This is a genomic window from Kitasatospora sp. NPDC058243, assembly GCF_042882025.1.
Taxonomy (GTDB): Bacteria; Actinomycetota; Actinomycetes; order Streptomycetales; family Streptomycetaceae; genus Kitasatospora.
In genome coordinates, this window is record NZ_JBHVWW010000025.1 from 39,054 (window position 1) to 52,187 (window position 13,134).

The window sequence follows — 13,134 nt, forward strand, 5'->3', positions numbered from 1 at the left end:
CACTGCCGCCCCGCTCGCCGCAGTCCTGCTCGCCGCGGCCCTGCCCACTGCGGTCCTGCCCACTGTCCTGCGCGTCATCTCCGGCCTCCGCCGAACCGCCCGGCCTCCCCCGCGGAACCGCTCCGCCGCCTTGCCCCCGACGCTACGGCGGCCCCACCGCCCCGGCGTCATCCCGCGCGCCCGACCCCCGCCCGACTTGGGGGCTACCCGCGGCTGCGCCGAAACCACTCCGCGGGGGTATCGACAGCAAACCCTTTTGACGGCGGGTGAAAATCCTCCGTTGGTGGTCCCAACTCCGGTGCGCTCCAGTACCATCGGCGCCATGCCTGCGCTCAACATCGAGTACACGGAGCACGAGCTCGCCGCGATCCGCGAGGCCGCCGCCGCGGACGGCAAGAGCATCAAGGCGTACATCCACGACCTGAGCGTGCGGGAGCAGCAGCGGCGGGTGTTCGTGGACCACGCGGTGGCGTTCTGGAAGTCGCACCGGGCGGAGTTCGACGCCGCGTTCCCGGAGGACGCGCCGGCGGCGTGAACGGCGCGGCGGGGGTGCGGGGATGATGCTGTTCCACGTCGACCTGCGCTGGCTGCTCGACGTGCAGGAACTGGCCTCGCCGGAGGACCTCAGCGTGCGGGACTACTCCGCGCTCCAGGCCGCCGTCGCCCGGCACCGGGTGAACACCGCGCAACTCGGCCACGACGCCGACGCCGCCTGGTGCGCGGCCACCCTGATGCACACCATCGTGCTGCTGCGCCCCTTGCCGGTGCGCAACAACCTGTACGCCTGCATGACGACGGCCGCGTACATGCACGCGGCCAAGGAGGGCGTCGACCCGCCGTACGGGGCGCTGGTCGAGCTGGCCCGCGACATCGCGGCGGGCGGGGCGGACGTGTTCGCGGCGGCCGACCGGATCCGCTCCTGGCGGATCTGAGGCCGGCCGCCGCGCGGACGGTCACCCGGGAAAGGGCGTCCCCGGAAAGCGCCTCTGTGAAAGGGCGCCCTGGGGAAGAGGCGCCCCCGGGGAGGCCGTCATCCGTGCCCGGGCATTCAGGACTTGGCGGACCTCAGCTTGCCCGCGACCAGCGTTCCCAGCCGGTCCAGCCCGACCACGGCGGCGGCCAGCACCACGAACTCGACCGTCAGCAGGGCTATCTGGCCCCAGACGTAGCCGTAGCCCTTGGTGGTGGGGTCGAAGAAGAAGTAGGGGTAGGGCGTCGGGTAGTCGTCGAACAGCGCGTTCCGGGAGAGCACGATCGCCGCGTAGCCGAGCGGGAAGGCCAGCCAGAGCGGGATGTCCTTCCAGGCCGCCGCGTTGCGCGGCTTCAGCACCAGCCAGTCGGCGATCACCATCACCGGCGTCACGTAGTGCAGGAAGAACGACGACCAGTGCGCGAGCTTGTCCGGCCCGCTGACCAGCCCGGGCAGCGGGTTGGCGCCGTGCTGGAGCAGGACGTGCGAGACCAGACCGGTGATCAGGATGTACAGGGTGGCGGCGCCGCGCAGCCGGGGTGCGGGCGCGTCCACGGTGTCGCGCTTGAGCATCCAGTACACGGCGCCGATGAAGTAGCCGAGCACGATGACGTTGCTCTGCACGGTGAAGAACACCAGCGGCGCGGTTCCGAGGGTCAGGCCGAGGCCCGCCGAGAGCACGATGCCCATGCGCCACCACAGCGCGGGGCGGGTCCGGACTGTCATGCGGCCACCAGTTCGTTTCAGGCGATACGGGAGGTATCGGACGGCTAAGGGGGAACGCCGCACTCTACTCGCAGGTAGCAGCGGGACGGAAGAAACGGTCCTGCTCGCGGCGGTGGCCAGGTCGGCCCCCGGCTCAGGCCATCCGGTGGATCAGCCGGTCCTCGTCGTCGGTGCGGCCGTCCGGGTCCGGGAGCAGCCCGAGCCGCTCGGCGAGCCGGCGGGACGGCACGTTGTCCGGGTGGATCAGGGCGACCACCGGCACGCCGGGGAAGCGCGGCAGCGCCTCCGCCATCGCCGCCCGGGCCGCCTCGGCGGCGTAGCCCAGGCCCCAGGCGGACGGCCGGAAGCGGTAGTAGAGGTTGAACACCCGCTCGCCGTCCAGCGTGTGCAGGTAGAGCCCGGAGAACCCGATGACCGCCTCCGGCTCCTCCCGGGTGGACACGGTGCAGTACCCCACCCCGTCCCGCGCCCAGTCGGCGACGAAGCCGTCCAGCATCTCCCGGCTCGCCGCCCGGTCGCGGTGGGGCCCGTTGGGGTTGTACCGGTTGGTCTCCGGATCCCCGTGGATTGCGAACACCGCCTCCACGTCCCCCTCCTGGGGCCGTCCGAGCACCAGCCGCTCGGAGGCGGTGACGATCGTGCGGGTGGCGTGTCCGGTGGCGTGTCCGGTGGTGGTCATGGCGCTTCCCCCGTGTCGTTCGTAATAGGTCTACCGCACCATAGGCCATTACCCCGACAGTCGCCCGACCATTTCCGCCCACCCGCCCCGGCTACGGGATCGGCTCACGCTCGATCGCCTTGCCCCCGGCGGTGAGGAACCGGCGCAGTCGCGCGGGCGGCAGGCGGCGGCGAAGTCCTCGGCGGCGGTCTTCATGGTGGGGGAGGAGGTCTTGTTACCGGCGGGTCGCTTCTCTATCATCGCGGGTGTTACAGCTTTACTGTCAAACCCAGAAGGGTTCTGCAGCCAGTGCGTGACACGAGCAGTCCGCCGGGCGCCACAGCCACCGGCCCCGGCCCGTTGGCGGGGGTGCGGGTGGTCGAGCTCGCGGGGATCGGGCCGGGGCCGTTCGCGGCGATGCTGCTGGCCGACCTGGGCGCCGACGTGGTGCGGGTGGACCGGCCGGATCCGTCGCCGCTGGGCATCGATCCGGCGTACGACGTGACCAACCGGAACAAGCGGTCGGTGCTGGTCGACCTCAAGTCCCCGGCGGGGCCCGGCCTGGTGCTGGACCTGGTCGAGCGGGCGGACCTGCTGATCGAGGGCTACCGGCCCGGGGTCGCGGAGCGGCTCGGGGTCGGGCCGCAGGACTGCCTGGCCCGCAACCCGGCGCTGGTGTACGGGCGGATGACCGGGTGGGGGCAGCAGGGGCCGCGCGCCGCCAGTGCCGGGCACGACCTCGGGTACGCGGCGGTGGCCGGGGTGCTCGGCCTGGTCGCGGGGCCGGGCGGGCCCGAGGAGGCGCCCGGCATCCCGGCCAACCTGCTGGGCGACTACGCGGGCGGCTCGCTCTACCTGGTCGTCGGCCTGCTCGCCGGGCTGCACCACGCCAGGAGCACCGGCGCCGGCCAGGTCGTCGACGCCGCGATCGTGGACGGCGCGGCGCACCTGTCCAGCATGCTGTGGGGGCTGCTCGCGGCCGGCCACTGGCAGGACCGCCGGGGCGCCAACCTGCTGGACGGCGGCGCGCCGTTCTACGCGGTCTACCGGGCGGCCGACGGCGGACACCTGGCCGTGGGGGCGCTGGAGCCGCAGTTCTACGCCGAGTTCGCCCGGCTGCTGGAACTCGGCCCGCAGGCGCCCGGGCAGTACGACCTGGCCCGCTGGCCCGAACTGCGGGCCCTGATCGCCGACCGCTTCGCCACCCGGACCAGGGCCGAGTGGGAGGCCGTCTTCGCCGGCTCCGACGCCTGCGTGGAGCCCGTGCTGACGATGCGTCAGGCGGCCCGAGATGAGCACCTGTTGGCGCGCGGCACCTACGTCGAGGCGGGCGGCGTCACCCAGCCCGCCCCCGCCCCGCGCTTCTCCGCCACCCCCGGCGCGCTGCGCCGCCCGCCGGCCCGGCCGGGTGCGGACACCGTCGAGGTGGCCCGCGACTGGGCCGTCCCGTCCCTCAACTCCGATGCAGGACAAGGAGCGTAGCGTTGCAGCGCGAGATCTTCACCGAGCAGCACGAGGACTTCCGGGCCGCCGTGCGGGCCTTCCTCGCCAAGGAGGTGCTGCCGCACTACGACCGCTGGGAGAAGGCCGGCATCGTCGACCGCTCCGCCTGGCTGGCGGCCGGCCGCCAGGGCCTGCTCGGGATGGCCGTCCCCGAGGAGTACGGCGGCGGGGGCGCCCCGGACTTCCGCTACGCCGCCGTGCTGGCCGAGGAGTTCGCCCGGGCCGGCGCCTCCGGGCTGGCGATCGGCCTGCACAACGACATCATCGGCCCCTACCTCACCTCGCTCGCCACCGAGGAGCAGAAGCGCCGCTGGCTGCCCGGCTTCTGCAGCGGCGAGCTGATCACCGCGATCGCGATGACCGAGCCCGGCACCGGCTCCGACCTCCAGGGCATCCGCACCCAGGCCGTCGACCGGGGCGACCACTACCTGCTCAACGGCGCCAAGACCTTCATCTCCAACGGCATCCTCGCCGACCTGGTGGTCGTGGTCGCCCGCACCACCCCCGAGGGCGGCGCGCACGGGCTGAGCCTGCTGGTGGTCGAGCGCGGCGCGCCCGGTTTCGAGCGCGGCCGCAACCTGGACAAGATCGGCCAGAAGGCCCAGGACACCGCCGAGTTGTTCTTCGAGGACGTCCGGGTGCCGAAGGCGAACCTGCTCGGCGAGCTCAATGGCGGCTTCGTCCACCTGATGCAGAACCTCGCCCAGGAGCGGCTGACCATCGCGGCCGCGGCGATCGCCGGCGCCGAGTACCTGGTCGAGATCACCACCGACTACGTCAAGCAGCGCGAGGCCTTCGGCCGCCCGCTGGCCAAGCTCCAGCACGTGCGCTTCGAGATCGCCGAACTCGCCACCGAGTGCGCCGTCACCCGGGCCTTCGTCGACCGCTGCATCACCGAGCACAACCGCTACGCGCTCACCCCGGCGGACGCCTCGATGGCCAAGTGGTGGGCCACCGAACTGCAGAAGCGCACCGCCGACCGCTGCCTCCAACTGCACGGCGGCTACGGGTACATGAGCGAGTTCCCGGTCGCCCGGGCGTTCACCGACGGCCGGATCCAGACCATCTACGGCGGCACCACCGAGATCATGAAGGAGATCGTCGGCCGGTCCGTCCTCGGCTGAGGCCTCCCGCGAACCCCCCTGCCCCGAAAGGCGTTTGACCGTGACCACCGAAGCGTACGTCTACGACGCGATCCGCACCCCGCGCGGCCGGGGCAAGGCCACCGGCTCGCTGCACGGCACCAAGCCGATCGACCTCGTCGTCGGCCTGATCCACGAACTGCGCAACCGGCACCCCGAGTTGGACCCGGCGGCGATCGACGACATCGTGCTCGGCGTGGTCAGCCCGGTCGGCGACCAGGGCTCCGACATCGCCCGGATCGCGGCCATCGCGGCCGGCCTGCCCGACACGGTGGCCGGCGTCCAGGAGAACCGCTTCTGCGCCTCCGGGCTGGAGGCCGTCAACCTGGCCGCCGCCAAGGTCCGTTCGGGCTGGGAAGACCTCATCCTGGCCGGCGGCGTCGAGTCGATGTCCCGGGTCAAGATGGCCTCCGACGGCGGCGCCTGGTTCGCGGACCCGATGACCGCGTACGAGACCAACTTCGTCCCGCAGGGCATCGGTGCCGACCTGATCGCCACCATCGAGGGCTTCTCCCGCACCGACGTGGACGCCTTCGCCGCCGAATCCCAGGCCCGCGCCGCCAAGGCGCAGGCGGACGGCCTGTTCGACCGCTCGGTGGTCCCGGTCCGCGACCGCAACGGCCTGGTCGTGCTGGAGCGCGACGAGTTCATCCGCCCCGGCACCACCGTCGAGACCCTGGCCGGCCTCAAGCCCTCCTTCGCCGGCATCGGCGAGGCCGGCGGCTTCGACGCCGTCGCCCTGCAGAAGTACCACTGGGTCGAGGAGATCGACCACGTCCACCACGCCGGCAACTCCTCCGGCATCGTCGACGGCGCCGCGCTCGTCGCCATCGGGAGCCGGGAGATCGGCGAGCGGTACGGGCTGCGCCCTCGCGCCCGGATCGTCTCCGCCGCCGTCTCCGGCTCCGAGCCCACCATCATGCTCACCGGCCCCGCCCCGGCCACCCGCAAGGCGCTCGCCAAGGCCGGGCTCAACGCCGCCGACATCGACCTGGTCGAGATCAACGAGGCCTTCGCGGCGGTCGCCCTGCGCTTCATCCGCGAACTGGGCTTCCGGCCCGAGCAGGTCAACGTCAACGGCGGCGCGATCGCCCTCGGCCACCCGCTCGGCGCCACCGGCGCGATGCTGCTCGGCACCGTGATCGACGAGTTGGAGCGGCGCGACCTGCGCTACGGCCTGATCACCCTGTGCGTGGGCGGCGGCATGGGCGTCGCCACCATCGTCGAGCGCATCTGACCCACTGTCCCTCGGATCCCCTCGGAGACCCTGAACTCATGAGCGACACCACCACCATCCGCTGGGAGCAGGACCAGGACGGCGTGGTCACCCTCGTCCTCGACGACCCGACCCAGTCCGTCAACACCATGAACGAGGCCTTCACCGCCGACCTCGACGCCGTCGTCGACCGGCTGGCCGGCCTCGCCGCCGCCGACGGGCTGCGCGGCGTGATCGTCACCTCCGGGAAGAAGACCTTCTTCGCCGGGGGAGACCTCCGGCTGCTCTCCGCCGCCCGCCCCGAGGACGCCGCCGCCGTCTTCGAGAAGTCCCAGCGGATCAAGCGCGCGCTGCGCAGGCTGGAGACCCTCGGCAATCCGGTCGTCGCCGCCGTCAACGGCAGCGCGCTCGGCGGCGGCCTGGAGATCGCCCTCGCCTGCCACCACCGGATCGCCCTGGACAACCCCGCCAGCCGGCTCGGCCTGCCCGAGGTCACCCTCGGCCTGCTGCCGGGCGGCGGCGGAGTGGTCCGCACCGTACGGCTGTTCGGCATCACCGACGCCCTGCTGAAGTTCCTCCTGGAGGGCCGCCAGTACCGCCCGGCGCAGGCCCTGGAACACGGACTCGTCCACGAACTCGTCGCCACCCCGGAGGAGTTGACCGCCCGGGCGCGGGCCTGGATCGAGGCCAACCCGACCGCCGTCCAGCCCTGGGACGTCAAGGGCCACAAGATCCCCGGTGGCACCCCCGCGACCCCGGCGTTCGCCGCCAACCTGCCCGCCTTCCCGGCCAACCTGCGCAAGCAGCTGAACGGCGCGCCCTACCCGGCCCCGCGCAACATCCTGGCCGCCGCCGTGGAGAGCGCCCAGGTCGACATCGACACCGCGATGGCGATCGAGGCCCGCTACTTCACCGAGCTCGCCTGCGGACAGACCAGCAAGAACATGATCCAGGCGCTGTTCTTCGACCTCCAGGCGGTCAACTCCGGCGCCGGCCGCCCCCAGGGCGTCGAGAAGCGACTCGTCCGCAAGGTCGCCGTGCTCGGCGCCGGGATGATGGGCGCGGGCATCGCCTACACCTGCGCCAAGGCCGGCATCGAGGTCGTGCTCAAGGACGTGAGCATGGCCGCCGCCGAACGCGGCAAGGCCTACTCCGCCGGGCTGCTGGACAAGGCGATCGCCCGCGGCCGCTCCACCGAGGCCAAGCGGGACGCGCTGCTCGCCCGGATCACCCCCACCGCCGAGGCCGCGGACCTGGCCGGCTGCGACGCGGTGATCGAGGCCGTCTTCGAGAACACCGAGCTCAAGCACAAGGTGTTCCAGGAGGTCGAGGGCGTCCTCGCCCCCGACGCGCTGCTCTGCTCCAACACCTCCACCCTGCCGATCGGGCTGCTCGCCGAAGGCGTCGAGCGCACCGCGGACTTCATCGGACTGCACTTCTTCTCCCCGGTCGACAAGATGCGCCTGGTCGAGATCATCCGCGGCCCGCAGACCGGCGACGAGGCCCTCGCCCGCGCCTTCGACCTGGTCCGGCAGATCGACCGGACCCCGATCGTGGTCAACGACTCGCGCGGCTTCTTCACCTCGCGGGTCATCGGCCAGTTCCTCAACGAGGGCGTCGCCATGGTCGGCGAGGGCGTCCCCCCGGCCAGCATCGAGCAGGCCGCCGCCCAGGCCGGCTACCCCGCCAAGGTGCTCTCGCTGATGGACGAGCTCACCCTCACCCTGCCGCGCAAGATCCGCGACGAGTACCGGCGCGCGGTCGAGGCCGCCGGCGGCAGCTGGACGCCCCACCCGGCCGACGCGGTGGTCGACCGGATGGTCGACGAGTTCGGCCGTCCCGGGCGCAGCGGCGGCGCCGGCTTCTACGAGTACGGCGAGGACGGCAAGCGCGGGCGGCTCTGGCCGGGGCTGCGCGAGCACTTCGGCGAGCCGGCCGCGGACCTCCCCTCCGCGGACCTCCCCTCCGCGGACCTCCCCTCCGAGGGCCTCCCCTTCGAGGACCTCAAGGAGCGGATGCTGTTCAGCGAGGCGCTGGACTCGGTGCGCTGCCTGGAGGAGGGCGTGCTGACCTCGGTCGCCGACGCCAACGTGGGCTCCATCCTCGGCATCGGCTTCCCGGCCTGGACGGGCGGCGTGTTCCAGTACATCAACGGGTACGAGGGCGGCCCGGCCGGCTTCGCGGCCCGGGCCCGCGAACTCGCCGCCGCCTACGGCGAACGGTTCGCGCCGCCGGCGCTGCTGGAGCGGATCGCGGCGGAGGGGCGCACCTTCACCGACTGACCGTCAGTCCTGAGCGGGTGGGGGCCGGGTGCCGGACGGCCCCACCCGGCTCCTCCTGCGATTCCCTGCCCAGGTCCCCGCCCAGGTCCTCGCCGAGTTCCTTGCTCAGCTCCCTGCTGAGTTCCCCGCCGAGCTCCCCGTTCAGCTCCCCGCCGAGTCCTCCCGCAGTTCCTCGCCGAGTTCCTCCCGCAGCGAGCGCTGGAACGCCGTGACCAGTGCCTGCGCCACCATCGGCTGGATGTGGTCCGTCAGCGCCCTCATCAGGGCCAGCTCGTCCGGCGCCGGCTCGCTCTCCCGGTAGGGCCGCCACACCGTCTCCCGGAACAGCCGCTGCAACTCCCGGGCCGTCGCCCGGCTGTGCTCCAGCACCACCGCCCGCGCGGCCAGCAGCGTCTCCAACGGGATCGGCACGTCCAGGATCCGCACCCCCAGCGGCAGCAGGCCCGGATCCACCCGGAACAGCTCCGGATCGGCCGTCCGCTCCAACGCCCCCATCGCGACCAGGCGTTCCACCTGTTCCTCCGACAGCCCCCGCCCGGCCCGCCGCTCCAACTGCGCCCGGCCCAGTTCCTCCGCCGCCTCGGGTGTCCAGGACGCCACCAGCGCCCGGTGGATCGCCAGGTCCAGCGGCGTGCTGTCCTCCGGCAGCCGGGCCAGGTACCGCTCGATCGCGGCCAATGTCAGCCCCTGGCGCTGCAACTCCTCGATCAGCTCCAGCCGGTCCAGGTGCGCCGCCCCGTACAGCCCGACCCGGCGCGGCCCCAACTCCGGTGGTGGCAGCAGGCCCTTCGTTCCGTAGAACCGCACCGTCCGGACCGTCACCCCGGCCCGCGCCGCCAGTTCGTCGACCGTCAGCCGCACCCCGCCCCCGTCTCCCACGGCCCCGAGCTCCCCCATCTGCCGCCTCCTGCACTGGCACACTTCCACTGTGACAGCAGCAGTGTGACAGTGCCCGTCCCCCTGGTCCACCGGCTGCTCCACCGGCTGCTCCACCGGCGACGGTGGCCCGCCGCACACGTGAGTCCGCCCCCGCCGCTGGGGAGCGGCGGGGGCGGACTCGGGGTGCTGGTGCCTCTGGCCGGAGCCTGTTCTGGCCCGCGCTGTTTCTGGCCGGGGCCGGCTCTGGCCGGTGCTGCTTCTGTGCTGCGGCGCGACTGGTCTCGGCCTCCGGGGTGTGGGGCTACCGGGAGGCGGCGTCGGCCAGGTCGGCGTGGTGGCGGCGGGTGACCTCGGGGTGGGCCCGGGTGTAGCCCTTCCACTCGTTGAGGCCGAACTCGGCGAACAGCGGGTTGTCCGGGTCCTCGGTGGCGCCGGGGGCGTGCCGGGCGAGCGGGAAGTCCAGCGGCTCGATGTGGGCGTCGAGGCGGGGGTTGTAGAAGAACGGGACGGAGAAGCGCTCGCGGGCGCCGACCGGGCTGACCACGCGGTGGTTGGTGGCCTTGAGGTAGCCGTCGGTGGCCACCTCCAGCAGTTCGCCGAGGTTGACGACGAAGGCGCCCGGCATCGGCGGGACCTCCAGGAAGGTGCCGTCCGGGCGCTCGACCTGGAGGCCGCCGACGGTGTCCTGGAGCAGCAGCGTGATGAAGCCGTAGTCCTTGTGGGCGCCGACGCCCTGGCCGGCGCCGTCCGGAGCGGTGCCGGGGTAGCGGACCAGCTTGAGCCGCAGGTGGGGGTGGCCGGCGAAGGCCTCGTCGTAGAAGTCGGGGCGGGCGCCGATCGCGGTGAGGAGCTCGTGCAGCAGCCGGCGGGCGGTGTCGCTGAGGTGGTCGATCCAGCCGAGCGCGGCGGTGCGCAGCTCGGGGAGCGCCGCGGGCCACTGGTTGGGGCCCTCCAGCCACCAGTACGGGGGCTCGCCGGTGCCGGGCACGTGCGGGGGCAGCTCGGCGCCGATGTCCAGCTGGTCGCGCCAGTCCTGGCTGCCGCCGGTGCGCTCGTCGCCGGTGCGGGTGTAGCCGCGGTAGTGGGGGGAGTTGAGGTTGCTCACGGCGAGCCGGTCGGCCTCGGGGAGGTCGAAGAAGGCGCGCATCGCGTCGGTGAGCGCGGCCGTCTCCTCCGGGGTGATGCCGTGGCCGACGAGCTGGAAGAACCCGACGTCGGTGGCTGCGGCACGGAGTTCGTCGTGCAGTCGGCGGCGGTCGTCCGGGCCGCCGTCGGCGAGCGAGAGGTTGATCACCGGGAGGGAGTCGGATATGGGGGTGTACTGCTGCGACATGTGTGACATCCGCTGGTCTCGTCCCGGCCTGTCCCGGTGATCGACCGGGGGATGGCCAGAGTGGCCGCCTGGTGCGGCGGGTGCTCCGGGAGCCGGGAGGTGGAGGCGGCCGGGTGGAGGCTGCCCTTGAGGGTGGGTGGCGCGAGGTTCAGCTGGAGCGTCGACAGGACATGCTTGTCACGCGGAGCAGGTCCACGTGGCGACGGCGAACAAGGATGAGCACGTCACCAGCGTAGATGACCTTGACCGGAGCGGGCGAGCCCCCTGCAGCGGAGGGCGGTCTCTCACTTGGCGGTGGCCCTTCAAGGGGTGGATAGGGTGGAAAGCCTTTGTATGTCGCCCCTCTCAGCCGTTGTTGAGGTAGGCCAGCACGGCCAGGACGCGGCGGTTGTCGTCGTCGGAGGGCTGGAGGTCGAGTCGGACGAAGATCGACGCGGTGTGCTTGGCGACGGCCCGCTCGGTGATCACCAACTGCTGGGCGATCGCCGCGTTGGAGCGCCCCTCGGCCATCAGCGCCAGCACCTGCCGCTCGCGCGGGGAGAGGGTGGAGACCGGGCCGGCCGAGGAGTTGTGGGTGAGCAGCCGGCTGATCACCTCCGGGTCCATCACGGTGCCGCCCCGGGAGACCCGCTGCACCGCGTCGATGAACTGGGCGCCGTCCAGCACCCGGTCCTTCAGCAGGTAGCCGATCCCGCCGGTGCTGCCGGCCAGCAGCTCGCGCGCGTACAACTGCTCCACGAACTGCGACAGCACCAGGACGGGCAGCCCCGGGTGGGCCTGGCGGGCGGCCAGCGCCGCCCGCAGCCCCTCGTCGGTGAAGCCGGGCGGCAGTCGGACGTCGACCACGGCGATGTCCGGCCGGTCGGCGGCCACCGCGGCGAGCAGTTCGTCGCCGGTCTCGACCGCCGCGGTGACCTCCATGCCGCTGGCCTCCAGCAGCCGGGTCAGGCCGTCCCGGAGGAGGAAGAGGTCTTCGGCGATGACAACGCGCACGGGATCTCCAGGTTCACAATGGTCGGGCCACCGGAGGGGCTGCTGATCGCGAGCACCCCGTCGAAGGCGGCCAGTCGGCGTTCGGTTCCGCTGAGGCCGGTCCCCCGGGACGGGTTGGCGCCACCGCGCCCGTCATCGGTGACCGATATCCGCAGCAGCCCGTCACTGTGCCCTATCTCGATCCACACGTGCGAGGCGCCGGCGTGTTTCACCACGTTGGCCAGCAGCTCGCTCACCGCGAAGTAGACGGCGGACTCCACCGGGGCGGGCGCCCGGCCGGGCAGCCCGCCGGTGAAGGTGACCGGCAGCGGGAGGTCCAGCGCGGTCGCCTCGACCGCGTCGGCCAGGCCGCGGTCGGCGAGCACCGGCGGATGGATGCCCCGGACCAGGTCGCGCAGCTCGCTCAGGGCCTTGACCGAGGACATCCGGGCCTCGACCAGCAGGGGTTGCAGGGCCTTCGGGTCGTCCTTCACCTGCTCGGCCACGGTCAGCAGCATGCCCAGGGCGACCAGCCGGGCCTGCGCCCCGTCGTGCAGGTCCCGCTCGATCCGGCGCAGCTCGGCCGCCCCGGCGTCGATGGTGTCCGCCCTGGTTCGGGCCAGATGACTGACCTGGCGGGCGAGTTCGCTCCGCCGGGACGGGCCGAGCAGGGCTCGGGCTGCCCGCTCATGCACCCGCAGGATCGGCGGCGCGGCCCACAGGGCGGCCAGCGGGGAGATGTAGAGCCCCATCATGTAGACGGGCCCCAGCGGGAGGAACGGCCCGTTCCGGCCGAGCACCTGGAGGGCGATCGGGGTCAGCACGACGATCACGGCGGTGATCGGGATGACGCAGCCGGAGACGAGCACCCAGAGGAGGTCCCGCCAGGTCGCCGGATCGGCCAACCAGCCGCCGGCGCGCAGCCGCTGCCACGGCCCGGCGTCGACGCGGTGGTACGGCACCGGGATCGGCCGGCCGCTCCACCGGCCGACGATCCGCCGGTTCTCCGTCGCGATCCAGCGCGTGCCGAGCAGGCCGAGCACCAGCATCGCCGGCCCCAGGCAGAGCGATCCGGACCGACCGCCGGGCGGGGCGCCGCCGTAGAGGTCGGTGGCCATCAGCGCGAGCGCGCCCGGCGCGAACAGGACGGCCCCGGCCGCCCGGCCGCCGCCCCCGGTGGCCCAGCAGAGCGCCCAGAGGGCGACCGGCGTCAGTGGCACCAGCAGGATCAGCGGCCCGCCCGGACCGTGGGCGAACGGCTCGGCGTCGTCGGGGCCGAGCAGGGCGGCGGCCAGCAGGACCGGCCCGGCCAGCAGCGCCATCAGCCCCGTGACGGCCAACGTGACCATGTAGAGCGCCCGCACGCCGGCCACGACGGCACCCTCCAGCTGCGCGACGGCCCTGGACACTGCGCTCGTCCTCATCCCGCGCCTCCCCTCCGGTCGGTGGCCCC

The 13,134-nt window shown here is 73.0% G+C and carries 12 protein-coding genes; 6 read left to right on the plus strand and 6 right to left on the minus strand.

Going from position 1 to position 13,134, the window contains the following annotated elements; translation table 11 throughout:
- The first annotated feature begins 322 nt into the window (after nt 1-322).
- Nucleotides 323-535 carry a hypothetical protein gene (locus tag ACFVX9_RS18430; protein WP_063351004.1) on the plus strand — a complete coding sequence of 71 codons (213 nt, stop codon included), beginning with the start codon at nt 323-325 and terminating at the stop codon, nt 533-535.
- Between the two features lie 25 nt (nt 536-560).
- Entirely contained in the window at nt 561-932 is a 372-nt protein-coding gene (locus tag ACFVX9_RS18435; RefSeq protein ID WP_363371486.1) for a toxin Doc, read from the plus strand.
- Nucleotides 933-1,048: 116 nt separating this feature from the next.
- Here the strand turns inward: ACFVX9_RS18435 and ACFVX9_RS18440 are convergent, their stop codons facing one another.
- On the minus strand, nt 1,049-1,696 hold the full coding sequence (locus ACFVX9_RS18440) for a Pr6Pr family membrane protein (RefSeq protein ID WP_387982512.1): 648 nt from the start codon (nt 1,694-1,696) through the stop codon (nt 1,049-1,051).
- Nucleotides 1,697-1,829: 133 nt separating this feature from the next.
- Nucleotides 1,830-2,375 carry a GNAT family N-acetyltransferase gene (locus tag ACFVX9_RS18445; protein ID WP_063347007.1) on the minus strand — a complete coding sequence of 182 codons (546 nt, stop codon included), beginning with the start codon at nt 2,373-2,375 and terminating at the stop codon, nt 1,830-1,832.
- A gap of 288 nt (nt 2,376-2,663) precedes the next feature.
- Between ACFVX9_RS18445 and ACFVX9_RS18450 the strand changes: the two genes are divergently transcribed.
- From ACFVX9_RS18450 to ACFVX9_RS18465, 4 genes are read left to right on the plus strand one after another with little or no spacing between them, the layout of a single operon-like run.
- Nucleotides 2,664-3,836, plus strand: a complete 1,173-nt coding sequence (locus ACFVX9_RS18450) for a CaiB/BaiF CoA transferase family protein (protein WP_387982514.1) — start codon at nt 2,664-2,666, stop codon at nt 3,834-3,836.
- Nucleotides 3,837-3,838: 2 nt separating this feature from the next.
- A complete protein-coding gene (locus tag ACFVX9_RS18455) occupies nt 3,839-4,981 on the plus strand; it encodes an acyl-CoA dehydrogenase family protein (RefSeq protein ID WP_380485157.1) in 1,143 nt (380 codons plus the stop codon).
- A 40-nt stretch (nt 4,982-5,021) separates the two neighbouring features.
- Nucleotides 5,022-6,236: an acetyl-CoA C-acetyltransferase gene (locus ACFVX9_RS18460; RefSeq protein ID WP_380560617.1), complete on the plus strand. Its 1,215-nt coding sequence runs from the start codon at nt 5,022-5,024 to the stop codon at nt 6,234-6,236.
- 38 nt (nt 6,237-6,274) lie between these two features.
- Nucleotides 6,275-8,497, plus strand: coding sequence for a 3-hydroxyacyl-CoA dehydrogenase NAD-binding domain-containing protein (locus tag ACFVX9_RS18465; RefSeq protein WP_387982516.1), 2,223 nt, complete (start codon nt 6,275-6,277; stop codon nt 8,495-8,497).
- A gap of 141 nt (nt 8,498-8,638) precedes the next feature.
- Here the strand turns inward: ACFVX9_RS18465 and ACFVX9_RS18470 are convergent, their stop codons facing one another.
- The 4 genes from ACFVX9_RS18470 to ACFVX9_RS18485 all read right to left on the minus strand — a co-directional run bounded on the left by ACFVX9_RS18470 (nt 8,639) and on the right by ACFVX9_RS18485 (nt 13,105).
- Nucleotides 8,639-9,394 (minus strand): MerR family transcriptional regulator, encoded by a 756-nt coding sequence (locus ACFVX9_RS18470; protein ID WP_063347004.1) that lies wholly within the window; start codon nt 9,392-9,394, stop codon nt 8,639-8,641.
- A 283-nt stretch (nt 9,395-9,677) separates the two neighbouring features.
- Entirely contained in the window at nt 9,678-10,709 is a 1,032-nt protein-coding gene (locus tag ACFVX9_RS18475; protein ID WP_380485151.1) for an isopenicillin N synthase family dioxygenase, read from the minus strand.
- 345 nt (nt 10,710-11,054) lie between these two features.
- Nucleotides 11,055-11,702, minus strand: coding sequence for a response regulator transcription factor (locus ACFVX9_RS18480; protein ID WP_063347002.1), 648 nt, complete (start codon nt 11,700-11,702; stop codon nt 11,055-11,057).
- Nucleotides 11,654-13,105 carry a sensor domain-containing protein gene (locus tag ACFVX9_RS18485; protein ID WP_387982518.1) on the minus strand — a complete coding sequence of 484 codons (1,452 nt, stop codon included), beginning with the start codon at nt 13,103-13,105 and terminating at the stop codon, nt 11,654-11,656. The genes ACFVX9_RS18480 and ACFVX9_RS18485 overlap by 49 nt, the downstream gene beginning before the upstream one ends.
- Nucleotides 13,106-13,134: the final 29 nt, after the last annotated feature.